At 70.2% G+C, this 21069-nt stretch carries 21 protein-coding genes; 8 read left to right on the top strand and 13 right to left on the bottom strand.

Annotated features, from left to right (window positions below):
• The first annotated feature begins 74 nt into the window (after positions 1 to 74).
• The 5 genes from ACZ63D_RS25760 (at position 75) to ACZ63D_RS25740 (ending at position 6093) form a co-directional block, all read left to right on the top strand.
• On the top strand, positions 75 to 2111 hold the full coding sequence (locus tag ACZ63D_RS25760) for an MDR family MFS transporter (RefSeq protein ID WP_465356901.1): 2037 nt from the start codon (positions 75 to 77) through the stop codon (positions 2109 to 2111).
• A 136-nt stretch (positions 2112 to 2247) separates the two neighbouring features.
• Entirely contained in the window at positions 2248 to 3816 is a 1569-nt protein-coding gene (locus ACZ63D_RS25755; RefSeq protein WP_465356900.1) for a hypothetical protein, read from the top strand.
• Between the two features lie 33 nt (positions 3817 to 3849).
• On the top strand, positions 3850 to 4791 hold the full coding sequence (gene ligD, locus ACZ63D_RS25750; RefSeq protein ID WP_465356899.1) for a non-homologous end-joining DNA ligase: 942 nt from the start codon (positions 3850 to 3852) through the stop codon (positions 4789 to 4791).
• Positions 4792 to 4868: 77 nt separating this feature from the next.
• A complete protein-coding gene (locus ACZ63D_RS25745; protein ID WP_465356898.1) occupies positions 4869 to 5219 on the top strand; it encodes a hypothetical protein in 351 nt (116 codons plus the stop codon).
• Positions 5220 to 5316: 97 nt separating this feature from the next.
• Complete coding sequence (locus tag ACZ63D_RS25740) at positions 5317 to 6093, top strand: SDR family oxidoreductase (protein ID WP_465356897.1); 777 nt, start codon at positions 5317 to 5319, stop codon at positions 6091 to 6093.
• A 3-nt stretch (positions 6094 to 6096) separates the two neighbouring features.
• On the opposite strand, the gene ACZ63D_RS25735 is transcribed toward ACZ63D_RS25740, so the two are convergent.
• The 13 genes from ACZ63D_RS25735 to ACZ63D_RS25675 all read right to left on the bottom strand — a co-directional run bounded on the left by ACZ63D_RS25735 (position 6097) and on the right by ACZ63D_RS25675 (position 17734).
• Positions 6097 to 6573, bottom strand: a complete 477-nt coding sequence (locus ACZ63D_RS25735; RefSeq protein WP_465356896.1) for an SRPBCC family protein — start codon at positions 6571 to 6573, stop codon at positions 6097 to 6099.
• Positions 6574 to 6618: 45 nt separating this feature from the next.
• The gene (locus ACZ63D_RS25730; RefSeq protein ID WP_465356895.1) at positions 6619 to 6822 is read right to left on the bottom strand and encodes a DUF6186 family protein; all 204 of its coding nucleotides are present in this window, start codon (positions 6820 to 6822) and stop codon (positions 6619 to 6621) included.
• Positions 6819 to 7421, bottom strand: a complete 603-nt coding sequence (locus ACZ63D_RS25725; protein ID WP_465356894.1) for a hypothetical protein — start codon at positions 7419 to 7421, stop codon at positions 6819 to 6821. Before ACZ63D_RS25725 ends, ACZ63D_RS25730 begins: the two co-directional genes overlap by 4 nt.
• Positions 7422 to 7522: 101 nt before the next feature.
• Positions 7523 to 8428, bottom strand: coding sequence for a cobalamin-binding protein (locus ACZ63D_RS25720; protein ID WP_465356893.1), 906 nt, complete (start codon positions 8426 to 8428; stop codon positions 7523 to 7525).
• 14 nt (positions 8429 to 8442) lie between these two features.
• Complete coding sequence (locus tag ACZ63D_RS25715) at positions 8443 to 9543, bottom strand: serine hydrolase domain-containing protein (protein WP_465356892.1); 1101 nt, start codon at positions 9541 to 9543, stop codon at positions 8443 to 8445.
• Positions 9544 to 9551: 8 nt separating this feature from the next.
• Positions 9552 to 11117, bottom strand: a complete 1566-nt coding sequence (locus tag ACZ63D_RS25710; RefSeq protein ID WP_465356891.1) for an ABC transporter ATP-binding protein — start codon at positions 11115 to 11117, stop codon at positions 9552 to 9554.
• Complete coding sequence (locus ACZ63D_RS25705; protein ID WP_465356890.1) at positions 11114 to 12010, bottom strand: ABC transporter permease; 897 nt, start codon at positions 12008 to 12010, stop codon at positions 11114 to 11116. Before ACZ63D_RS25705 ends, ACZ63D_RS25710 begins: the two co-directional genes overlap by 4 nt.
• Positions 12007 to 12963, bottom strand: coding sequence for an ABC transporter permease (locus tag ACZ63D_RS25700; protein ID WP_465356889.1), 957 nt, complete (start codon positions 12961 to 12963; stop codon positions 12007 to 12009). The genes ACZ63D_RS25705 and ACZ63D_RS25700 overlap by 4 nt, the downstream gene beginning before the upstream one ends.
• Positions 12960 to 14552, bottom strand: a complete 1593-nt coding sequence (locus tag ACZ63D_RS25695) for an ABC transporter substrate-binding protein (RefSeq protein WP_465356888.1) — start codon at positions 14550 to 14552, stop codon at positions 12960 to 12962. Before ACZ63D_RS25695 ends, ACZ63D_RS25700 begins: the two co-directional genes overlap by 4 nt.
• Positions 14553 to 14625: 73 nt before the next feature.
• Positions 14626 to 15051, bottom strand: a complete 426-nt coding sequence (locus tag ACZ63D_RS25690; protein WP_465356887.1) for a thioesterase family protein — start codon at positions 15049 to 15051, stop codon at positions 14626 to 14628.
• A complete protein-coding gene (locus tag ACZ63D_RS25685) occupies positions 15044 to 15988 on the bottom strand; it encodes a 3-hydroxyacyl-CoA dehydrogenase NAD-binding domain-containing protein (RefSeq protein ID WP_465356886.1) in 945 nt (314 codons plus the stop codon). The genes ACZ63D_RS25690 and ACZ63D_RS25685 overlap by 8 nt, the downstream gene beginning before the upstream one ends.
• Positions 15981 to 16874, bottom strand: a complete 894-nt coding sequence (locus ACZ63D_RS25680) for a beta-keto acid cleavage family enzyme (protein ID WP_465356885.1) — start codon at positions 16872 to 16874, stop codon at positions 15981 to 15983. Before ACZ63D_RS25680 ends, ACZ63D_RS25685 begins: the two co-directional genes overlap by 8 nt.
• Complete coding sequence (locus ACZ63D_RS25675; protein ID WP_465356884.1) at positions 16874 to 17734, bottom strand: TetR/AcrR family transcriptional regulator; 861 nt, start codon at positions 17732 to 17734, stop codon at positions 16874 to 16876. The genes ACZ63D_RS25680 and ACZ63D_RS25675 overlap by 1 nt, the downstream gene beginning before the upstream one ends.
• 225 nt (positions 17735 to 17959) lie before the next feature.
• On the opposite strand from ACZ63D_RS25675, the gene ACZ63D_RS25670 reads away from it, so the two are divergent.
• From ACZ63D_RS25670 to ACZ63D_RS25660, 3 genes are all read left to right on the top strand, one after another.
• Positions 17960 to 18562 carry a hypothetical protein gene (locus tag ACZ63D_RS25670; RefSeq protein WP_465356883.1) on the top strand — a complete coding sequence of 201 codons (603 nt, stop codon included), beginning with the start codon at positions 17960 to 17962 and terminating at the stop codon, positions 18560 to 18562.
• A gap of 287 nt (positions 18563 to 18849) precedes the next feature.
• Positions 18850 to 20172 (top strand): M20/M25/M40 family metallo-hydrolase, encoded by a 1323-nt coding sequence (locus tag ACZ63D_RS25665; RefSeq protein ID WP_465356882.1) that lies wholly within the window; start codon positions 18850 to 18852, stop codon positions 20170 to 20172.
• Positions 20172 to 21065, top strand: a complete 894-nt coding sequence (locus ACZ63D_RS25660; RefSeq protein ID WP_465356881.1) for an alpha/beta fold hydrolase — start codon at positions 20172 to 20174, stop codon at positions 21063 to 21065. The genes ACZ63D_RS25665 and ACZ63D_RS25660 overlap by 1 nt, the downstream gene beginning before the upstream one ends.
• Positions 21066 to 21069 lie beyond the last annotated feature (4 nt).

The following is a 21069-nucleotide window of genomic DNA, read 5'->3' as shown; positions in this document are numbered from 1 at the left end:
TATTCCACAGTGGACTCAGGTGCTTACGTGGACGCGCCGGGAGCGGCCCGGCGCGGGCGCGCGAGGAGGACCCGATGACGGCCACTGCGGAGGAGATCCGGGAGGAACCGGCGCCGGCGGCGCTGTCCCGGCGCAGGATCCGCGCGGTGTTCGGCGCGGTGCTGCTCGGCATGCTGCTCGCCGCGCTGGACCAGACGATCGTCGGGACCGCGCTGCCCACGATCGTCGGCGACCTCGGCGGGGCCGGGCACCTGTCCTGGGTCGTCACCGCGTACCTGCTGGCCGAGACGATCATGACGGTCGTCGTCGGCAAGCTGGGCGACCTGTTCGGCCGCAAGCTGATGTTCCAGCTTTCCGTCGTCGTGTTCGGCCTGGGCTCGTTCTTCTGCGGATTCGCCGACAGCATGACCTGGCTGATCGTCTGGCGCGCGGTGCAAGGTCTCGGCGGCGGCGGGCTGATGGTCACCTCGACCGCGCTGATCGCCGACGTCGTCCCGCTGCGCGAGCGCGGCAAGTACCAGGGTGCGCTCGGTTCGGTCTTCGGCGTCGTCACGGTGGCCGGGCCGATGCTGGGCGGGCTGTTCGTCGACCATCTGTCCTGGCGCTGGGCGTTCTACGTCAACATCCCGCTCGCCGTGGTGGTGCTCGCGGTGGCGGCCTCGGCGATGCCGAGCGTGCGCGCGGCGGTCAAACCGGTGATCGACTACCTCGGCATCCTGCTGATCGGCCTGGCCGCGACCGGGCTGACGCTCGTCACGAGCTGGGGCGGCACCACGTATGCGTGGGGTTCGCCGGTGATCATCGGCATGGCCGCGGGTTCGGTGGTGCTGCTCGGCGCGTTCGTCGCGGTCGAACTGCGCGCGCCGGAGCCGATGCTGCCGATGCGGCTGTTCCGGAACCCGGTGTTCACCGTCGCCGGGATCATGAGCTTCGTCGTCGGCTTCGCGATGCTGGGCGCGTTGTCCTATCTGCCCACCTACATGCAGTACGTCCAGGGCGTCTCGGCGACGACGTCCGGTGTGCGGCTGCTGCCGATGGTGCTCGCGCTGCTGGTCGCCTCGATCCTGTCCGGCACGCTGGTGAGCCGCACCGGGAAGTACAAGATCTACCCGCTCGCCGGATCCGCGGTGATGACCGTCGGGCTGTATCTGCTGTCGCGGCTCGGCGCGCACACCGGGTTCTGGGAATCCGCGCTCTACATGGCGGTCCTCGGCCTCGGGATCGGGCTCGGCATGCAGGTGCTGACCATCGCGGTGCAGAACACCGTGGACTACAAGGACCTCGGCGTCGCGACATCCGGGGTGACCTTCCTGCGTTCGATCGGGAGTTCGTTCGGCGCGGCCATTTTCGGCACCATTTACGCGAATCAGCTCGGCCCGAATCTGGCCAAGGCGCTCGCGGAACATCCGCTTCCGCCGGGCGTCGACCCGAAAGCGGTCCAGGTTCCGCTGGCCCTGCACCATTTGCCCGCGACAGTTTCGGAACCTGTCATCAGCGCGTACGCCGATTCGCTGCACGTCGTCTTCCTTTACGCCGCGCCGGTCGGGCTGGTCGCTTTCGTGCTCTCGTTCTTCCTCAAGGAAATGCCGTTGCGCGACACCGCCCGCGCCGCCGCACCGGATCTCGGCGACGGATTCGCGATGCCCGAAGCGCATGAGCACGACCGGGAACTCGAACGAGCCATCGCGACCTTGCTGTTCCGGGAACGGCGCAAAGCCGCGCCCGCGATCGTCGCGCGCGCCAGCTCGGAACTGGACGTCGGCGGCCTCTGGTGCGTGCTGCAGGTCCGGCTCCGGCAGCGCGCCGGACGGGCGGCGACGCTCGAAGCGATCGGCGAGGACCACGGCGTCCCGGCGCAGGTGCTCGAGCCGGCGTTCGCGCGGCTGGAGCTGACCGGGCACCTGACCTACGCCCGCGACAGCTGGTCGCTCACCGAATCCGGGACGCGCGAATGGGACAAGCTCGTCCGCGCGTGGCACGACTGGATCGCCGAACGGCTCGGCGACTGGGGCGGCGACCGGACCGAACTGGACGCCGCGATCACCCGCGTGGCGACCCGGATCCTCGACCAGGGCGCCGACCGCGCCGGCGGACGCCACGCGCTGACGTGAAATCGGGGCAAATTCCCCCGCCCGACGGGAAACCGTTGCGAAACCGGTACCGCCGTCCGGCCGGGTGCGGCGGCGCCGACGTTTCGGACAGCCCGTTAGCATCTGCTCGTCGGACACCCTCTACTGTTCCGGGATCATGTCGGTGGATGAATCTGTGCTCACGACTTCGGACGACGCGAACGGCACTGCCGATGCCGATGGCGCACCCGTCCGGTCCCGCCTCGCCGCGGTGCTGCCCCTGGCCGCCGCGGTGCTCGGCCTGCTCTCGTTCCTGCTCGTGCGCGGGAGCCTCACCGACGACGGGTACATCACCCTGTCCTACGCGAAGAATCTCGCGCTGCACGGCGAATGGGCGCTCGTCCCCGGTTCGGTCGCGAACTCGGCGACCTCGCCGCTCGACGTCCTGCTGCTCGGGTTCCTGACCTTCGTCACCCGGATCAGCGGCTCCGCGCACCCGGTGCTCGCGCTCGGCGCGCTCACCGTGCTCAGCAGCGCCGCGATCGGCTGGGCGTGGGCGCGGCTGACCCGCCGCTTCGGCCTGTCGCCCTGGGTCGGCGCGCTCGGCCTGCTGCTGGTGATCGCCAACCCGTTCCTGCTGTCGGCCACCGGCCTCGAGGTGCTGCTCGTCCCGACGATGCTGCTGTGGCTCGTGGTGGCCGCGCTGGAGAAGCGGCCGGTGCTGTTCGGCGCGGTCGCCGCGCTGACCGTGCTGACCCGGCTCGACCTGGTGGTGTTCGTCCTCGTCATCGCGTTCTCGACGGCGGCGATCCGGAAGAAGTTCTGGACCGCGGTCGCGACGGCGGTCGTCGTGTCCGCGCCGTGGTTCCTCACCAGCTGGTTCGCGCTCGGCTCGTTCATCCCCGACACGCTGGTGATCAAGCAGGACCAGGAAGGCCTGTTCGGCGCCTGGGGCTATTTCAGCGGCCCGATGATGTACTTCCTCTACCTGCCCTTCACCGTGATGGTCGCGTTCGCCTCGGCACTGGTCGGCGTGACCGTGCTGCTCGGCTGGCTCGCGCTGCGCTTCGCGCGCCGCTGGGACGACTTCCCGCAGCTGGCCCCGGTCGTCGCGCTCGGCGCGGGCGGCGTCGTCTACTACATCGTCTACTCGACCCTCGGCGTCGGCCCGTACCACTGGTACTACGTGACCCCGATCGTCAGCACGGCGTCGTTCGCGGTCCTGATGATCGGCGTCTGGCACGCCGAAACCGTGAAGCGGCCGAAGCTGAACCGGGTCCCGCCGCTCGTCGCGCTCGGCCTCGGCGGCGCGGTCGCGCTCGCCAACGTGGGCGTCGACCTCGCGCAGGGCGTGCCGTGGCCGTCGCCGGTCATCTTCGGCAACTGGGCCAGCTCGACCGACTACGCCCGCGTCGGCAAGGAGCTCGGCGCGCGGCTGCAGGGCAAGTCCGTGGCCGGGCCGGGCGAGATCGGCACGCTCGCGTACTACTGCGACTGCCAGATCCTCGACGTCTTCTCCGACCGCAGCCAGGTCACGATGATCGTGAACAAGCGGCTCGCCGAGGACGGGTTCGTCAGCAAGACGATCCTGCGGATCAACTACCACTGGTTCAAGCGGCTGCCGCTGCGCAAACCGGACTACCGGCTGCTCTACGACAAGGGCCCGGGCCATGGTCCGGACCAGTGGACGGTCTACTCCGCGGCCAAGGGCGTCGGGCATTTCACCCTCGTGCCGTTCGATCGCTGACGCGCCGCGCGATTTCCGGATACGGTCGGTGCCATGGCTAAGGGCGAGGCCGTCGAGCTCGAGGTGGGGGACCGGACGGTCCGGGTGTCCAACCCGGACCGGGTCTACTTCCCGGCGCGCGGCGAGACGAAGCTCGATCTCGTCCGCTACTACCTCGCGGTCGGCGACGGGATCGTGCGCGCGCTGCGGGAGCGGCCGTGCATGCTGCACCGGTTCCCGTCCGGGGTGACCGGGGAGAAGGTGCACCAGAAGCGCGTGCCGAACGGTGCGCCGCCGTGGCTGGAGACGGTGCGGGTGCAGTTCCCGCGCTACAACCGGCATGCCGACGAGCTGTGCGTGACCGAGCTGGCGCACGTCGCGTGGGCGGTGCAGATGTCCACTGTGGAGTTTCATCCGTGGAACTCGCGCCGCGCGGACACCGAGCGGCCGGACGAATGGCGGATCGACCTCGACCCGATGCCGGAATGCGGGTTCGAGACGGTCCGCCGGGTCGCGCACGTCGCCGAGGAGATCCTCGACGAGCTGGGCATCCGGGGCTGGCCGAAGACGTCCGGCGGCAGTGGGATGCACATCTACGTCCGGATCGAACCGCGCTGGGGGTTCGCCGACGTCCGCCGCGCGGCGCTGGCGTTCGCGCACGAGGTGGAGCGGCGTGCTCCGGACGATGTCACGACCACGTGGTGGCGCAAGGACCGCGACCCGAAGAAGCTGTTCGTGGACTACAACCAGAACGCCAGGGACCACACGATCGCCAGCGCCTATTCGGTGCGCGGCGTGCCCGAGGCGCTGGTGTCCACGCCGATCCGCTGGGACGAGGTCGACGACGTCGACCCGCACGACTGCACGATCGCGACCGTGCCCGCGCGCTTCGCCGAACTCGGCGACCTGCACGCGGGCATTGACGACACGGCGTATTCGCTCGAGCCGTTGCTGGAGTGGGCCGACCGGGACGGGTTGGAGGCAGAAGACTCCTGAGCGAAGTCAATCAGGCGCCTGGCGTCATGGGGGAGCCCCCGCCGCGTCTCCCCGGGGACGAGGCGGAGGAGAGCACGATGGACAGTGCGGGGCAGAACGGTCCTCTTGCCGTGCTCTACCGGCTGCACCACCAGCTGCGCGTGCTGTCGCCGGTGCTGACCGTCGCGCCCGGGCGGCCGGAAACGAGGGCCATGCTCGAGGGCCTCGCCGAGACGGTTTCCGAAGCCGCGGCCCTGCTCGCGACCGCGGAACCGGCGGCGCTGTCGGCGTTGCGGCAGGGGTTCGAACACGCCAAGTCGGGCCGGGGCAACGAGGCGACGTCGGAGCTGATCACCGCGTACGGGCGGCTGTCGGTGCTGCTGCGGAAAGACACCCCGCGCCGGGACTGCGCGGACGAGCCGACGGTGCGGTGGCGCTCGAAGTTCTGACCCGCTCGAAGTTTCGCCCGCCCGCGGCGCGGGGCATGCCAGGATGGCGGGCGGAAGCTGGCTGAGCCCGGGCGGTGCGGCAGCGGGAGGAGACCACGTGGCCGAGCAGATCCTCGTCACCGGCGGGACCGGACAACTGGGCCGGGTGGTGGTGGAACGGCTCCGGGCCGCGGAAGTGCCGGTGCGGGCGCTGAGCCGGCGAAGGCGGTCGAGCGAAGGCGTGCACTGGACGGCCGGAGACCTGCGCACCGGGCGCGGCATCGATGTCGCGGTGGCCGGAGTCGGCGCCGTGATCCATTGCGCGACGGACTATCGCCGGGAAGTCGAGACCGTCCGCACGCTCGTCGAGGCGGCGCGGTGGAGCGGGCAGGCACCGCATCTGCTGTACGTCTCGATCGTCGGAGCCGACCGGATCCCGCTGGGCTACTACCAGGCGAAACTGGCGGCCGAGACGCTGGTCGCGGACTCCGGGATGCCGTACACGATCCTGCGGGCGACGCAGTTCCACTCGCTGGTGCGGACGATCCTCGCCGGAGCCGCGCGGCTGCCGGTGGTGCCGGTGCCGAAGTTCCGCTTCCAGCCCGTCGACGTGCGCGACGTCGCGGCGCGGCTCGTGGAGCTGGCTCAAGGCGAACCGCGCGGGCGGGTCGCGGACTTCGGCGGGCCGGAGGTGCGGACGACGGCCGATCTGGCGCGTGCCCTGCTCGCCGCGTCCGGGAAGGACAAACGGCTGGTTTCGGTGCCCGTGCCCGGGCGGATCGCCCGGGGCTACGCGTCCGGCGCGAATCTGGCGCCGGAGCACGCCGACGGCGTGGTCACCTTCGAGCAGTATCTGGCGGAGCAGGGCAAGCCGACCGCGCTGCGGTACCGCTGAGGGTTACGCCGTCTTGGCCCGGCGGCGGACGGTGCGCTCCAGGATGCCGAGCGTCGCCTTGAGGGCGGACTCGGGGACCACGGGGAAGGTCAGCTTCTCCTTCCATTCCTCGCTGAGTTCCGACCAGTCGTAATAGGACGTGACGCGGGTGCCGTCCTCGGCGGGCTCCAGCCGGTAGCCGTAGATGTGCCGGACCGGCGGGCGGAGCCTGCCTTCGACGGTCCAGGCGATCTCCTCGTCCGGCACGAGTTTCGTGATGACGACCTCGACGTCGTACTTGCCCAGGGGCCGGTCGCCGAGCGCTTCCCGGTCCATGTGGACCACGAACCGGTCGCCGGCCTGGGTGACGGGTTCGCCCTCGGCGTCCATGAGCATGCCGGACGCGTCGATGTCGACGTGCCCCTGTGGGTCGGCCAGCACCGCGAAGATGTCGCCGGGGGCGGCGGGAATCAGCCGGGAGACCTCGATGCGTTCGTTCATATCATCGACTATAGCAGAAATAATCGATGATTATCGGGGACTGGGTCAACTCTGGACGAAGAAGTGCCAGCCGACCCACCACCAGGCCAGCACGAGCGCGATCCGGGCCGACCGTTTGCGCATCAGCGCGGAGAGCACGCTGGTCAGCGGCGGGATCTTCTTCGGGAACAGGTGGCTGCCCAGCCAGAGCAGGAGAGCGGCGGCCACGATCGCGCCGAAGCCGATTTCCGTGATCAGCCTGCTGCTCACGCTGTTCTCCTCGCCGCCGCGGCCGCGCGCAGCATCGCCAGCCCGGCGGCGGCCCAGACGCCGAGCGCGAGAGCTTGCACGACCCGGTTGTCGAGCATCGGGTCGACGAGGTCGCTCATCGTCGGATGCGTCAGCGAAAGTCCGCCCGCGGCCTGCTCGTAGACGAAGGAGATCAGTTCCCAGAGACACCAGGAGATCGCCAGCGCGACCCACAGCCAGCCGTGCCGCGGAACCGGTCGCGGCGCGAGCGAGGGTTCCCGCCATTCCACGACCAGCGCGCCGACGCCGATCGCGGTGACGGCGAGGAACATCGGCACGGACTGGCGGCCGAAAACCAGCGCGACCAAAGCGACGGCGGCGATCAGCGAGGTTCCGGGCAGGCGGGCGGACGGGACGAGAAGGGCGTCGGCGGCCGTGTGGTGGCGTTCGGTGAACAGAAGCAGGGTCGCGGCGGCGAAGAAGATCACGCCGTCGGCCGGGGCTCCGCGGATCCAGTGGGCGAGCGAGGCGATCAGGAGAGCGGCGATCGGGATGTCGACGGCGAGCCGCGGCACCGGGTAGTCCGCCGCGTGGCGTTCGGGAGAACTCAAGCGACCCACCCCATTCCGTGCCAGTCCTGCATGGGGGACAACACGAAAGGGGGCGACGGGCTTCCCGGACGGGCGATCTTTTCGGTTGTCAGGGTCTTCAGCGACAGCCCTCAGATCCGCCGGGCTTCGGCGCGGCTGGCCGGGGGATCGGCGGGAATGCCGTGCAGGACGGTCGCGAGAATCTCCGCGCCGCGCACCACCCGGGGGCCGGGGCGGTTGAAGTACGCCGGGCCGTCCAGCAGCCAGACCCGGCCGTTCCGGACCGCGGGCAGGCCGGTCCAGCCGGGCAGCGAGGTGAGGACGTCCAGTTCGGCCTCGGTCCGGTCGGGGGAGAAGCCGCAGGGGAGGACGAGCAGGACGTCCGGGCCGGCGGCGACCACGGCGTCCCACGACATCGGTTGGGTGTGCTCGCCCGGTTCCGCGAGCAACGGGGTGCCACCGGCGGCGGAGATCTGTTCGGGCACCCAGTGTCCGGCAGGCCAGAGGGGGTCAAGCCACTCCAAGGCGACGACGCGCGGTCGCGGGAGTCCGGCGACCTGGCGGCGGACAGCGGCGAGCCGGGAGCGGAGTTCGGCTGCCCGGGCGGCGGCGACGTCCGGCACGCCGAGCGCGTCGCCGAGAGTGGTCAGGCAGCCGAGGACTTCGTCCAGGGTGCGTGGTTCGAGGCTGAGCACGCGCGGTCCGGCGTCGAGCATCCGCACCGCCACCGCGACGCGGGTGTAGGACACGGCGCAGACCTCGCACAGGTCTTGGGTGAGCACGAGGTCTGGCGCGAGGGCGGCGAGCTGGTCAAGGTCGACCGAGTAGAGCGACGATCCCTGGTGGGACGAGCCGACCGCGGTGGAGATTTCGCGGCTGGTCAGGGTGTCGGAGTCCAGGTCCGCGGCAGTCACCACCGGCACGTTCGCGACCTCGGCAGGCCAGTCGCATTCGTGAGTGCGGCCGACCAGGTCGCCCGCCTTGCCGAGCACGGCGACGAGATCGGTGGCGGCGGGCAGCAGGGACACGATCCGCATCCCTCCACGGTAGGTCAGGCTGCCTCGTGCAGCGCCGCCAGCAGCGAGGACGCCCGGTGGTCGACGTCCTCGGCCTGGAGTTCGTTCGTGACGAACGAGAACGCCAGGCCCCGGGTCGGCCAGGCCCCGTGCCGTCCGCCGCCGGCACCGGAATGGCCGAAGGCGGCGGGATCGGCCTCGGCGGGGCCGTAGGTGCCGATCGGGTCGGCCAGTTCGAAGCCGAGGCCGAAGCGCAGCGGACGGTCGTTGATCGCGTCGATGCCTTCGGACCAGGTGCGAGTGGCCTGGGCGAGGATGTCGGCGGGGACGAGCTTGCCCGAACGCAGCAGGTCGTACAGGCGGGCCATCGCGGTCGCGGTGCCGACGGCCCCGCCAGCGGCGAGCGTCGCGCCGCGGTACTCCGGCGAATTCATCGAGTCGCCCGAATCGAGCAGGCCGCGGTACATCCGCTCGACGATCCGGCGGCGCTCCTCGTCCTGGAGGAACGTGCTGATCCGGTACCCGGAAGCGCGGCGGAGGGTCGCGACCGGGACGGTCGGCGGGGTGCCGAGCCGAAGGTCGAGGCCATGCGGCTCGGCGAGCAGGTCGCGGACGAGGACGCCGAGGTCCGCACCGGCGACGCGCCGGGCCAGTTCGGTGGCGAGGTAGCCGTAGGTGAGCGCGTGGTACGCGACCTTCGTGCCTGGTGTCCACAATGGACGCTGAGCGGCGAGGGCGGCGGCGTTGGCGGAGTTGTCCAGCATCGGCAGGTCGGGTTCGACGTAGGGCAGTCCGACAGTGTGCGAAAGGACCTGCGAGACCGGTACGTTTTCCTTGCCCGCCGCGGTGAACTCTGGCCAGTAGCGGGCGACGCGTTCGTCCGGGTCCAGCTTGCCCTGCGCGGTCAGCATCGCCAGGACGGTCGCGACGACGCCTTTGGTGCCGCTGAACAAAACGGCGCGGGTGTCCTCGGTCCACAGGACACCGTCCGCCGCAGAGCCGCCCCACAGCTCGACCACCGGGGCACCGTCGCGGAACACGCTGAACGCGGCTCCGCCGGTGCTCGCCGCGATGATCTCACCGAACGCCTCTCGCACGCCCTCGTAACCAGGCTTTACCGCACCGTGCACAGTCATCCGGCTCCTCACAGCCTCGGCGTCGTCGCGAGAAGTTCGCTGGTGTACTCGTGCGCCGGGGAGTTCAGCACCGATTCGACGGTGCCCTCTTCGACGATCTCGCCGCCGCGCAGGACCGCGATCCGGTCGGCCACCTCCGGGGCGAGGGCGATGTTGTGCGTTACGAAGAGCATCGCCATGCCGAGTTCGCGGCGCAGTTCGCCGAGAAGTTCGACGATGGTGGCCTGCACGGACACGTCCAACGCCGACGTGACCTCGTCGCACACGAGGACGTCCGGCGTGGTCACGAGCGCGCGGGCGATCGCGGCTCGCTGGCGTTCACCGCCGCTGAGCTGGTCCGGCAGCCGGTTCGCGAGGTCAGCCCGCAGGCGTACCCGGTCGAGTGTCTCGGCGACGCGTTTGCGCCGTTCGATGCGGGAAAGGGAAGTCAAGCGCACCAACGGAACTTCGATCGACTGTGCGATCGTCTTGCGCGGGTTCAGCGACGAGAACGGGCTCTGGAACACGTACTGGATCCGCCGCAGCTCGTCGGTGCTGCGCTGCCGGGCCGCCGGAGCCAGCGGGGTGCCTTCGAGCGCGACGGTCCCGGTGAACCCCCGGTTCAGCCCGGCGATGCACTGCGACAGCGTGGTTTTGCCGGAGCCGGATTCGCCTAGCAGCATCACGCTTTCCCCGCGCGTCACGGCCAAGTCGATGCCGCGCAACACCTGCTGCTGCCCGTAGGCCAGCCGGATGTCGCGCGCGGCCAGCACCGCGTCGTCCGGCGGGGGAGCGGCGGCAGGCTTCGCGCCGAGGTCCGGCACCGCGGCGAGGAGGCGTTTCGTGTACGCGTGCTCGGGCCGTCGCAACACGTCGTCGGCGACGCCGCATTCGACCAGATTCCCTTGGTACATCACGGCGACCCGATCAGCGAGCTGTGCCACGACGGCGAGGTCGTGCGTGATGTAGAGCGCCGCGACCCCGTGTTCGGACGTCAGCTGCCGGACCGTCTGAAGCACCAAGGCCTGCGTCTTCACGTCCAAGCCGGTGGTCGGCTCGTCCAGCACGACGACGCTCGGGCGGCACGCGAAAGCCATCGCGATGCCGACCCGCTGCTGCTGACCGCCGGACAGCTGATGCGGGTACCGGCGCTGGTACGCCTCGTCGGACGGCAGTCCCACCTCGGCGAGCACCTCGGCCACTCGTTCGTCGACCACGCCGGGAAAGCCGTGCGTCTCCAGCACTTCCGCGATCTGCCGGCCGATCCGCAGCGCCGGGTTCAGCGACAACGCCGGGTCTTGCGGGATGTACGCGACAGCGCTGCCCCGCAGCTGGCGGCGCGCGGCGTCGTCGAGTGCCAGGACGTCGACCGGTTCGCCGTCGCGCGGGTGCAGCACCACCTTGCCGCCGCCGGACACCAGCCCGCGGCGGAAATGGCCGAGCGCGGCCAATCCGGCGGTCGTCTTGCCGGAGCCGGATTCCCCGACGAGCGCGAGCACTTCGCCGGGCGCGATCTCGTAGGACACCGAATGCAGCACCGGGCGGCCCGCCGCCGTGCGCACGGCCAGCCCGGTCACCTCTAGCGCTGGGGTCATGCTCGGACCTCCCGGGTCCGCCCGGCCGCGGCCGAGGCGAGCGAATCGGCGACGAGGTTCGTGCCGACGGCCAGCACCGCGATCGCGGCGACCGGCAGGAGCACGCCCCACGGCTGCACGACGAGCGCGATCCGGTTCTCGTTGATCATCAGGCCCCAGTCCGCGGCGGGCGGCTGGATGCCGAGGCCGAGGAACGACAGCGAGGCGATGTAGCCGATCGAATAGGTCAGCCGCAGGCCCAGCTCCACCATCAGCGGTCCGGTGATGTTCGGCAGGATCTCGCGCAGCAGGATCCGGCTGCGCGGCACGGCGTACATCTCGGCCGCGCGGATGTAGTCGTGGTTGCGCACCGAAACGGTGGCCTGGCGGGCGACCCGTGCGGTCCGCGGCGCGTGCGTCAGCCCAATGACCAGCACCAGCAGCCAGCCTTTCGGGCCGATGACCGCGATCGCCAGCAGCGCGATGACCAGCTGCGGGAACGACAGCAGCACGTCGTTGCCGCGCATCAGCAGGCCGTCCAGCCAGCCGCCGCCGTATCCGGCGATCATGCCGAGCAGCGCGCCGAGCACGATGCCGAGCGCGGTGGCCAGAACCGCGTACAGCAGCAGTGTGGTGCCGCCTGCCAGGAAACGCGTGAGGACGTCCCGGCCAATGCCGTCGGTGCCCATGAAACCGTCGGGCTTGAACGGTTTCCCGGCGAAGTCCGTGGTGCTGTGCCCGGTGAGGACCGGACCGAGCCACGGCCCCAGCAGCGCCACGAGAATCACCACCCCGGCCAGCACAGCGCCGACCTTGGCCTGCGGGAACGTCCAGGCGGTGCGGATCAGCCCGGACGCGCGCGGCGGGGCTTCCGGGACGGCGGGCACCACCTGTTCTTCTTCGACCGCGGTCATCGCACTGTCTCCGTCCGGAGCTTGGGGTCGGCGAGGATGCCGATCACGTCGGCCAGCAGGTTCACCACGATGTAGACCGCCGCGATCAGCAGCGTCACCGCCTGGACCACGGCGACGTCGCGTTTGCCGACCGCGTCGATGAGCGCCTGGCCGATGCCGGGGTAGCGGAACAGGAATTCGACCACCACGACGCCGCCCGCGAGCCAGGCGAGCTGGATCGCGACGACCTGCGCCACCGGCCCGACCGCGTGCGGCAGAGCGTGCCGCAGCAGCACCGTCCGCTCCCGCATTCCCTTGAGCCGCGCCATTTCCACGTAGCCGGAATCGAGGACTTCGCTCATCGTCGCGCGCATCATCCGCGTGATGTACGGCGTCACGACGAGCACGAGAGTGAGCACCGGCAGGACGAGCTGGCTCGGTTGCGCCCAAACCGCTTCGCCCGGCGGCGTGAGGGTGACCGATGGCAGGACGCGGAACACTGTCGTGGCGAAGAGGACGATGAGCGCCACGCCGATCACGAACTCCGGCAAGGCGGCGATCACCAGGCTGACGCCGGACACCACCTGGTCGGTGGCGCGGCCGCGCCGCATCGCGCTCCAGGTGCCGAGCGCGAGCCCGAGCGGCGTGGCGATCGCCGCGGCGAGCACGAGCAGCACGAGCGAGGCCGACACCCGGTCCGCCAGCAGCGTCGTGACCGGGCCCTGAGCCGAGGTGGAGGTGCCGAGGTCGCCGGTGAACAGGCCGCCCAGCCAGGAGAGGTAGCGCTGCCAGACCGGTTCGTCGAGGTGCAGCTGGTGCTGCAGCGCGGCGATCCGCTCCGGGGTCGCCTGCTGGCCGAGGATGGCCCGCGCCGGATCGCCCGGCAGCAGCAGCGTCGCGACGAACACCAGCAGCGTGACCAGCCACAGCACCACGAGGCTCACGAGCAGCCGCTTGAGGATCAGCCGGGTCATGCCGCGCCCCCTTCCGCGGTGCCGAGCCAGACCTGGCGGAACTGGTAGCCCGACAGCGAGATCCCGGTGCGGTCCGGCACCAGACCGGCCACATAGGACTGGTAGGCGTCGACCTGGTCGACGAAGCCCCAGACGATCAGGCCGCCGCGTTCGTACTCGATCTGCTGCGCGCGATGAAGCAGCTCCGTGCGCGCCTTCGGGTCCACGGTGGCGCTCGCCCGCGTGACGAGGTCGGTGAATTCCGGGTCGTTCCAATGGGTTTCGTTGTAGGGCGCTTTCGGCAGTGCGCCGGACGCGACCTGCGGCAGGTAATTGCGCGTGTACCAGAAGTCCTGCGCGAAATCCCAGGACAGGTAGTTCTCGCCGTAGAACGTGGTGGTGTCGATCTTCCGGATCCGCACGTTCACTCCGGCCGCCTTGGCCTGCTGCTGGAACACCTGCGCCGCCTCGACCGCACCGGCCTGGATCGGCGCGGTGACCAGTTCGATGTCGAGATTCGGTTTGCCCGCCTCGGCGAGCAGCCGTTTCGCCTCGGCGATGTTCTGCTTCCGCTGCGGCAGCTGCCGGTTGTAGGCGGGGTCGAACGGCGCGTACAGGTCGTTGCCGACCCGGCCCTGCCCGCTGAGCACCTGGTTGATCATCTGCTCGCGGTCGACCACCAGACGCAGCGCTTGGCGCACGCGGACGTCGTTGAACGGCGGCCGGTCGACGCGCATGGTGAACGGCAGCCAGGTCCCGGTTTCCGACCGAAGCACCTGGATGCGCGGATCGCTGCGCAGCACGTCCACGAGCGCCACCGGGACCTGGTCGATCGCGTCCACTTGGGACGAGAGCAACGCGTTGATCCGGGCGTCGTCGTCGGCGAAGTTGATGAGCGACAACCGGTCCAGGTACGGCTGGCCCGGCCGCCAGTAGTGCTCGTTGCGCACGAACGTGCTCTGCAGCCCCGCGGTGAAGGTGTCCGCTTTGAACGGACCGGTGCCGATCGGGCGTTTGACGTCGAAATCGGCGGGCACGATGCCGAGGCTGTACTGCCCGAGCAGGTCGTCGAAGCCGGAATTCGGGGCGGTGAGCCGGAATTCGACGGTCCGGTCACCGGTGGCGGCCACCTCGCCGAGCATGGTCAGCCCAGCCGCGCCGCTCTTCGGGTCCTTCGGGTCGGTGATCCGGCGGAAGGTCGCGACGACGTCGGCCGGGGTCACCGGGCGGCCGTCGTGGAAGCGGACGCCGGAGCGCAGCACGGCGGTCCAGGTGCGCGCGTCCGGCGAGGGTTTCAGCGATTCGGCCACCAGCATTTCGAGCCGGTAGTCGTGGTCGCGCATCAGGAGCGGTTCGTAGAGGTTGAGCACCCGCGCGATGTCCGGGTTCGTGGCGGGGATGTGCGGGTCGAGCGTGTCCGACGCTCCGCCGCCCGTGAGGCCGACGCGGAGGATGCCGCCCCGTCGGGGCGGCCCGGAGGGCACGGCCGCGGCGACGGTGGAGCCGCAGGCGGCCAGCAGGGGAGCGGCACCGGCGAGCGCGGCGCCGGCGAGGGCTGTGGTGAGGAATCGGCGGCGGGAAACGTTGGTCGGTTTACATCGGGCTTCCATGGGTGACTTTCGAGCGGGTGAGCGGCGATCCCGGCGCGGACCGGGACCGCCGTTCACGGGGGAGGGGAGGGGATCAGGCGATGGCACGTCCCGCGTAGTCCGGGACCGGGGCGAGATGCGTCTCGAGCGCGGTGGCGACTTCGGCGGGGAACGGCGTCGCGCGGCCCCCGGAAACGTGCAGGCACAGCAGCTCTTCGGTGGCGACCAGTTCGCCGCCGACCCGCATTTCGTGGCACAGCCGCACCTTTTTCGCGCCGACTGACAGCACGGAGGTGCGCACGTGAAGTTCGGCGTCCGCGCCGACCTCGCGCAGGTACCGCACGTGAGCCTCCACTGTGTACAGCGACGCCCCGGTTCTCTCGCGGTAGCCGGGGCCGAGGCCGGCGATGTCCATCAGCGCGGTGGTCGCGTCGCCGAAGACGAGCACGTAATAGGGCTCGGAGAGGTGGCCGTTGTAGTCGATCCACTCCGGACGGACCCGGTCGCGGTAGTCAGCCACGACGGGCCCGCCCGACGGCGCGCTGGATCGCGATGACCGCCCGGTCGCGTTCGGCGACGAGGTCGGCGATGGTCCGCCCGTCCGCCTCGTCGTCGCATCCGGCGACCACGGCGTCGCGCAGTTCCTGGGTGAGTTCCGGGGCTTCGAGCCGCGTCCACGGCGATTTCAGCGACGGCCCGAAGTGGTCGAGCATGTGCGCCATGCCGCCCTCGCCGCCGGCCAGGTGGAAGGTGAGCATCGGGCCCTGGACCGGCCAGCGCAGGCCCGGCCCGTCGGTGATCGCGAGGTCGATCTGCTCGACCGTCGCCTCGCCGTTCGCGACCATGTGCAGGGCTTCCCGCCACAGCGCTTCCTGGAGCCGGTTCGCGATGAACCCGGGCACCTCGCGGTCCATGGTGATGACGGATTTGCCGACGCGCCGGTAGAACGCGGCGGCCCGTTCGACCGCCCACGGCGCGCTGAGCTTCCCGCCCGCGACCTCGACCAGCGGGATCAGGTACGGCGGGTTGAACGGGTGCCCGACCACGAGCCGCTCCGGCGTCTTCGCGGCGACCTGCATTTCGGTCATGCCGTAGCCGGAGGTGGACGAGGCGATCACGACGTCCGGCGCGGTGACCGCGTCGATGTCGGCGAGCAGCTTTTGCTTGAGTGCCAAGTCTTCCGGGGCGCTTTCCTGGACGAAGCCCACGCCCTCGACGGCTTCCGCGAGCGTCTCGGTGACAGTGAGGCGGTCGCGGCTCGCGCCCGGTTCGAGGCCCAGTTCGGTGAGCGCGGGCCAGGCCGCGTCGACGAGCCGGGCGAGCTTCTCCGCCGCGTCCGGCGCGGGGTCCCAGGCGCGGACGTCGAAGCCCTGGGCGAGGAAGTGCGCGACCCAGCCGCCGCCGATGACTCCGGCCCCGACGCACGCGACAGTGTCCACAGTGGATGCCTCAGGCATGGGCGCGCTCCTTCAAACCGAGGATTTCCCTCGCGCGGTCCGGGGTGGCGATGTCCGCGCCGAGCTTCTGCACGATGTCCACCGCGCGCTCGACCAGCTGGCCGTTGGTGGCCTTGACGCCGCGAGCCAGGTAGAGGTTGTCCTCCAGCCCGACCCGGACGTGCCCGCCCAGCAGCACCGACTGCGCGACCCACGGCATCTGGTCGCGGCCGATGGCGAACGACGCCCACTGCGCGCCTTCGGGCAGCAGATGCACCATCGCCTGCAGCAGCCCGGGATCCGGCGGCGCGCCGTACGGGATGCCCATGCAGAGCTGGAACAGCGGCGGCGGGTCGATCAGGCCTTCTTCGACCATTTTCGTGGCGAACCAGAGGTTCCCGGTGTCGAAGATCTCCAGCTCCGGCTTCACGCCCAGCTCCTGGATGCGTTTCGCGCCGGTGCGCAGCATGTCCGGAGTGGACACGTAAAGCTGGTTGCCCTCGCCGAAGTTCAGCGAACCGCAGTCGAGCGTGCAGATGTCCGGCAGCAGGTCCTCGACGTGCGGGAGCCGGTCGAGCGCGTTGACCAGATCGGTGCCGTCGACCGGTTTGAGCGGGTCCTCGGCGTCGATGACCAGATCGCCGCCCATGCCCGCGGTGAGGTTGACGACCACGTCCACCCCGGACTCTTTGACCAGCCGCACCGCCTCGCGATACAGCGCGACGTCCCGGGACGGAGCACCGGTTTCCGGCTCGCGCACGTGGATGTGCACCACGGCCGCGCCGGCGTTGGCGGCCTCGACGGCGCTTTCGGCGATCTGCGCCGGGCTGACCGGGACGTGCGGGCTCCGGCGGGTGGTGTCCCCCGCGCCGGTGAGCGCGCAGGTGACGATGACCTCGTGGTTCATCAGGCTCCTTGGACGATCGAGCGGTCGATGAAGTCGTGCAGGTGCGCGCGCATCGCGCCCACCGTGCTGCCGGGGCGCCCGGTCAGCACCTGGATGCCGAGGCCGTCGATCAGCGCGGTGAGCTGCGCGGTGGCGGCCTCGGGGTCGGCCAGGCGGAACACGCCCTGCTCCTGGCCGGTGCGGATGGTCATGAGAATGGTCTGGTACCAGCGGTCGTAGGAATCGGTGTAGAGCGAACGCAGCCGAGGGTCGAGCGCGACCTCGTTCCAGACCTGCAGCCACACCGACCATTCGGCGCGCAGCAAGCCCTCGGTCGGCAGCTGCAGTTCGACCAGCCGCAGCAGCCGGTCGTGCGCGCCGGGCACCGCGTGCAGCTCGGCGACCTGCCGGTCGAAGGCGAGCTTCACGTTGCGCCGCAACGCTTCGTCGAGGACTTCGGTTTTGGTGGGGAAGTGGTAGTGGATGGCCGCGGTGCTGGTGCCGCATGCCTGGGCGATGTCGGCGATGCGGACCCGGTGGTAGCCGCGTTCGGCGATGAGCCGCCAGGCGGTTTCGAGGATCCGGCGCCGGGGTTCGGAGTGGGCGGGGTCGTCGGGGTCGCTCGTGGTGCCCGCGGCGGGGGCGGGGACGGCGGTGACGGTCTTGGCGTCGTCGCTGCCGTTGAGCAGCCAGTTCACGGTGACGCCGGAGTATTCGGCTACGCGGACGAGTTCGTGCGGGGAGAAGCGGCGGGCGCCGTTGAGGGCTTTGGAGAGTTTCGTCTGGTCGAGGCCGATGGCGGCGGCGAATTCGCGTTGGGGGACGGGGAGGGAGCGGATGAGCTGGCGTACCCGGTCTCGCAGCTGGTCCGTCTCGTCCATGGGTGGGGACGGTAGCTCTGCGTTGCGAAAATCGCAACTCTTGTGGGGGTTGGGGTGTAACGGTTTAACAGGATGGTTGTATGCCAAGGAGTTGCGATCTTGGGTTGACTGGCGGATCAGTCGGTGCGGCGGGGCTCGCCACGTCCGGCCGGGGGTCGCGATCGTGCGCGGCACTGGTCCCCGGAGCCGGGCTTGCCGCTAACGTGCTGTGCCGGAAAGCCGAACGTGTCCGTCCGTCAGCCGATCGAATTCGATGAGGTCCGGGTGTTCGCCACTGTCGTCGCGTTGATCATCGGAGTCGTCGGCGTGTGCGGGACGCTCGCTTCCGCGGTTCTCACCCAGCGGCTCGGTCTGCGAGCGAAACTGCAGGAGCTGGAACACGCTGATCGCTTGCGCAGCGCGGAGCTCGAAGCCGCGGAGAAACAGCGGAAAGCTGAGCAGTTGCGCGAGTGCTACATCCAGCTGACGGCGAACAACCGGAACTACCGGGGCGCGATGCTGACCTACGCGCACGCACTCAAGGCGGGAATTCCGGCCGAGGCCGAGGCCGCCGAGGTGCAGACTGCCCGCCGCGCACAGCGCGACACCCGGGCCGAAGCGCAGATGACGGCGAGCGACGACGTGCTGGCCGCGGAGAAGGGGATGAACCGGCAGCTGACCGTCGCCTACCGGATGCTCAGGTCGGCTGAGCACGAGCCGGACGAGAACGCACGGGCGCGCATTCTCGACGACGTCATCGATCTTCTCGACAAGCTGGTGAAGCTGCACGCCAAGGCGCGGCTGGCGATGCGGATCGATCTGGGGATCACGCGTCAGCCGCCGTTGTGATCTTTCGCTGGAGCTCGTCGCCTGGGGGCGACATTGCATGCGGGGGGTGGCGTGGGGCACCCCGAAGCTTGATTGTGCTGACGGTCGACGGGTGCTTGTCAAGGCGGGAAAGATGCCTTGACAAGCACCCGTCGACCGCAGGGAGGCTTCGTATCGGGGTGAGGGGGAGGGAGTGGGTGCCTCGATGGCTGGGAGGGGGCGGTGCGGTGGTGCTGCGTGGTGCGCTGGTGTGGGGTCCACTCGGCGGGACGGCGGCGTGTTGGTTCCGCGGATGATAGGAATGGCCGGTGACCCAAGCGAACTTGATCGACGCCGCCGCGGACGAGGCTGTCACGCTTACCAGCGAGCTGATCCGCATCGACACCACCAATACCGGCGACCCCGAAACCCTCGTGGGGGAGCGGGTCGCGGCTGAGTATGTCGCGGAGAAGCTGACTGACGCCGGGTATGAGATCACTTACGTCGAGTCCGGGGGCAAGGATCGGCACAACGTGATCGTGCGGCTGCCCGGGGCCGATCCGAGTCGTGGGGCGTTGCTGATCCACGGGCATCTCGACGTGGTGCCCGCTGATCCGGCCGAGTGGTCGGTGCACCCGTTCTCCGGGGCGGTCCAGGACGGGTACGTGTGGGGGCGCGGCGCGGTCGACATGAAGGACATGGTCGGCATGACGCTGGCCTTGGCCCGGCACTACAAGATCAACAATATCGTCCCGCCGCGTGATCTCGTGTTCCTGTTCGTCGCTGACGAGGAGGCGGGCGGCAAGTACGGGGCGCAGTGGCTCGTCGAGAACCGGCCGGAGTTGTTCGAGGGCGTCACTGAGGCGATCAGCGAGGTCGGCGGGTTCTCGATCACGTTGAAGGACAACGTCCGCGCGTACGTGATCGAGACGGCCGAGAAGGGCATCCGCTGGATGAAGCTGCGCGTGCGCGGCACGGCGGGCCACGGGTCGATGATCCATCGCGACAACGCGGTCACCAAGCTGGCCGAGGCCGTGGCGAAGCTGGGGCAGCACCAGTTTCCGTTGGTGCTGACCGATTCCGTTCGGGAGTTCCTCGCGGGGGTCACTGAGATCACCGGCTGGGACTTTCCGGAGGACGACCTTGAGGGCGCGGTCGCGAAGCTGGGCAACATCTCCCGGATGATCGGTGCGACCCTTCGCGACACCGCGAACCCGACGATGCTGACCGCGGGCTACAAGTCGAACGTGATCCCTTCGGTGGCCGAGGCGGCGGTGGACTGCCGGATCCTGCCGGGGCGGATCGAGGCGTTCGATCGCGAACTGGACGAGTTGCTCGGGCCGGACATCGAGAAGGAGTGGATGGAGCTGCCGCCGGTCGAGACCACGTTCGACGGTGCGCTCGTCGATGCCATGACCGCCGCCGTGCTCGCCGAGGACCCGGGCGCGCGAACCCTGCCGTACATGCTGTCCGGCGGCACCGACGCGAAGTCCTTCCAGCAGCTCGGCATCCGCAACTTCGGCTTCGCTCCGCTGAAACTGCCCGCCGACCTCGACTTCTCCGGGCTGTTCCACGGCGTCGACGAGCGCGTTCCGGTCGACGCGCTCAAGTTCGGCGTCCGCGTGCTGGACCGGTTCCTCCGTTCGTCCTGATGCCCGCGTTCCGGCTCGCCGACGGATCGCCCCTGCACCTCGTGCGCAGGGGCGATCCGGCGGCGGCCGTGACCGTCGTGCTGCTGCACGGCTACGCGCTCGACCAGCGCAGCTGGGGCCGGATCGCCCCGCTGCTGCCGGACGCGGTGGAACAGCCGCTCGCGGTGGTCAGCTACGACCACCGCGGGCACGGCGAATCCGGCCGGGCCGCGCGCGGCACCGCGAAAATGGGCCAGCTCGCCGACGACCTCGCCGAGGTACTCGAACGTGCCGTCCCGCACGGCCGCGTCGTGCTCGTCGGCCACGACATGGGCGGGCTCGCGGTCATGTCGCTGACCCAGCGGCATCCGGAGCTGTTCGCCGCGCGCGCCGGCGGGCTGGTGCTGCTGTCGACGTCGTCCGGGCGGATCGCCACCGAGGCGTCCGCGGCCTGGCCCAACGCGCTCGGCAAGCTCGCGCAAGACCTGGAAATGGTGCTCGGCGCGAAGCTGTACGGCGTGTTCCGCGAGCACACCAGCCGCGCGGTGAGCGCCGGGCTGCGCTGGTGGCTGTTCGGCGACGATCCCGACCCGGACCTGGTCGAGCTGACCGTGCAGATGATCCGCGGGAACTGGCCGCACACCATCGCGCAGTTCCGGCCCGCGCTCGACGCCTACGCCCGCGAGGCCGCGCTGACGCTCGCCGGCGACCTGCCGGTGACGGCGATCGTGGGGGAGCGGGACCGGATCGTCGCGCCCTCGGACGTCGAGCAGTTCGTGCGCGGATTGGCCCAGGGGCACGCCGTGGTGCTGCCCGGCGTCGGGCACGTCGTCCCGCTGGAGGCCGCCGCGCAGGTGGTCCCGCGGATCGCCGCGGTGGTGCACGAGGTCTACCGACAACAAAACCTGTCTTGACAAC

It is taken from the genome of Amycolatopsis sp. NPDC104775 (assembly GCF_055583325.1).
The sequence above is the reverse complement of the archived record's forward strand: the minus strand, read 5'-3'. Positions and strand labels throughout refer to the sequence as shown.

Excerpts from the sequence above, each read along its gene's own strand:
- ACZ63D_RS25680 (WP_465356885.1), bottom strand. The coding sequence starts at position 16,874 with ATGAACCACGAGGTCATCGTCACCTGCGCGCTCACCGGCGCGGGGGAC.
- ACZ63D_RS25720 (WP_465356893.1), bottom strand. The coding sequence starts at position 8,428 with ATGCGGATCGTGTCCCTGCTGCCCGCCGCCACCGATCTCGTCGCCGTG.
- ligD (WP_465356899.1), top strand. The coding sequence starts at position 3,850 with ATGGCTAAGGGCGAGGCCGTCGAGCTCGAGGTGGGGGACCGGACGGTC.
- ACZ63D_RS25745 (WP_465356898.1), top strand. The coding sequence starts at position 4,869 with ATGGACAGTGCGGGGCAGAACGGTCCTCTTGCCGTGCTCTACCGGCTG.
- ACZ63D_RS25735 (WP_465356896.1), bottom strand. The coding sequence starts at position 6,573 with ATGAACGAACGCATCGAGGTCTCCCGGCTGATTCCCGCCGCCCCCGGC.
- ACZ63D_RS25760 (WP_465356901.1), top strand. The coding sequence starts at position 75 with ATGACGGCCACTGCGGAGGAGATCCGGGAGGAACCGGCGCCGGCGGCG.
- ACZ63D_RS25700 (WP_465356889.1), bottom strand. The coding sequence starts at position 12,963 with ATGACCCGGCTGATCCTCAAGCGGCTGCTCGTGAGCCTCGTGGTGCTG.
- ACZ63D_RS25695 (WP_465356888.1), bottom strand. The coding sequence starts at position 14,552 with ATGGAAGCCCGATGTAAACCGACCAACGTTTCCCGCCGCCGATTCCTC.
- ACZ63D_RS25685 (WP_465356886.1), bottom strand. The coding sequence starts at position 15,988 with ATGCCTGAGGCATCCACTGTGGACACTGTCGCGTGCGTCGGGGCCGGA.
- ACZ63D_RS25675 (WP_465356884.1), bottom strand. The coding sequence starts at position 17,734 with ATGGACGAGACGGACCAGCTGCGAGACCGGGTACGCCAGCTCATCCGC.
- ACZ63D_RS25715 (WP_465356892.1), bottom strand. The coding sequence starts at position 9,543 with ATGACTGTGCACGGTGCGGTAAAGCCTGGTTACGAGGGCGTGCGAGAG.
- ACZ63D_RS25705 (WP_465356890.1), bottom strand. The coding sequence starts at position 12,010 with ATGACCGCGGTCGAAGAAGAACAGGTGGTGCCCGCCGTCCCGGAAGCC.
- ACZ63D_RS25660 (WP_465356881.1), top strand. The coding sequence starts at position 20,172 with ATGCCCGCGTTCCGGCTCGCCGACGGATCGCCCCTGCACCTCGTGCGC.
- ACZ63D_RS25710 (WP_465356891.1), bottom strand. The coding sequence starts at position 11,117 with ATGACCCCAGCGCTAGAGGTGACCGGGCTGGCCGTGCGCACGGCGGCG.
- ACZ63D_RS25755 (WP_465356900.1), top strand. The coding sequence starts at position 2,248 with ATGTCGGTGGATGAATCTGTGCTCACGACTTCGGACGACGCGAACGGC.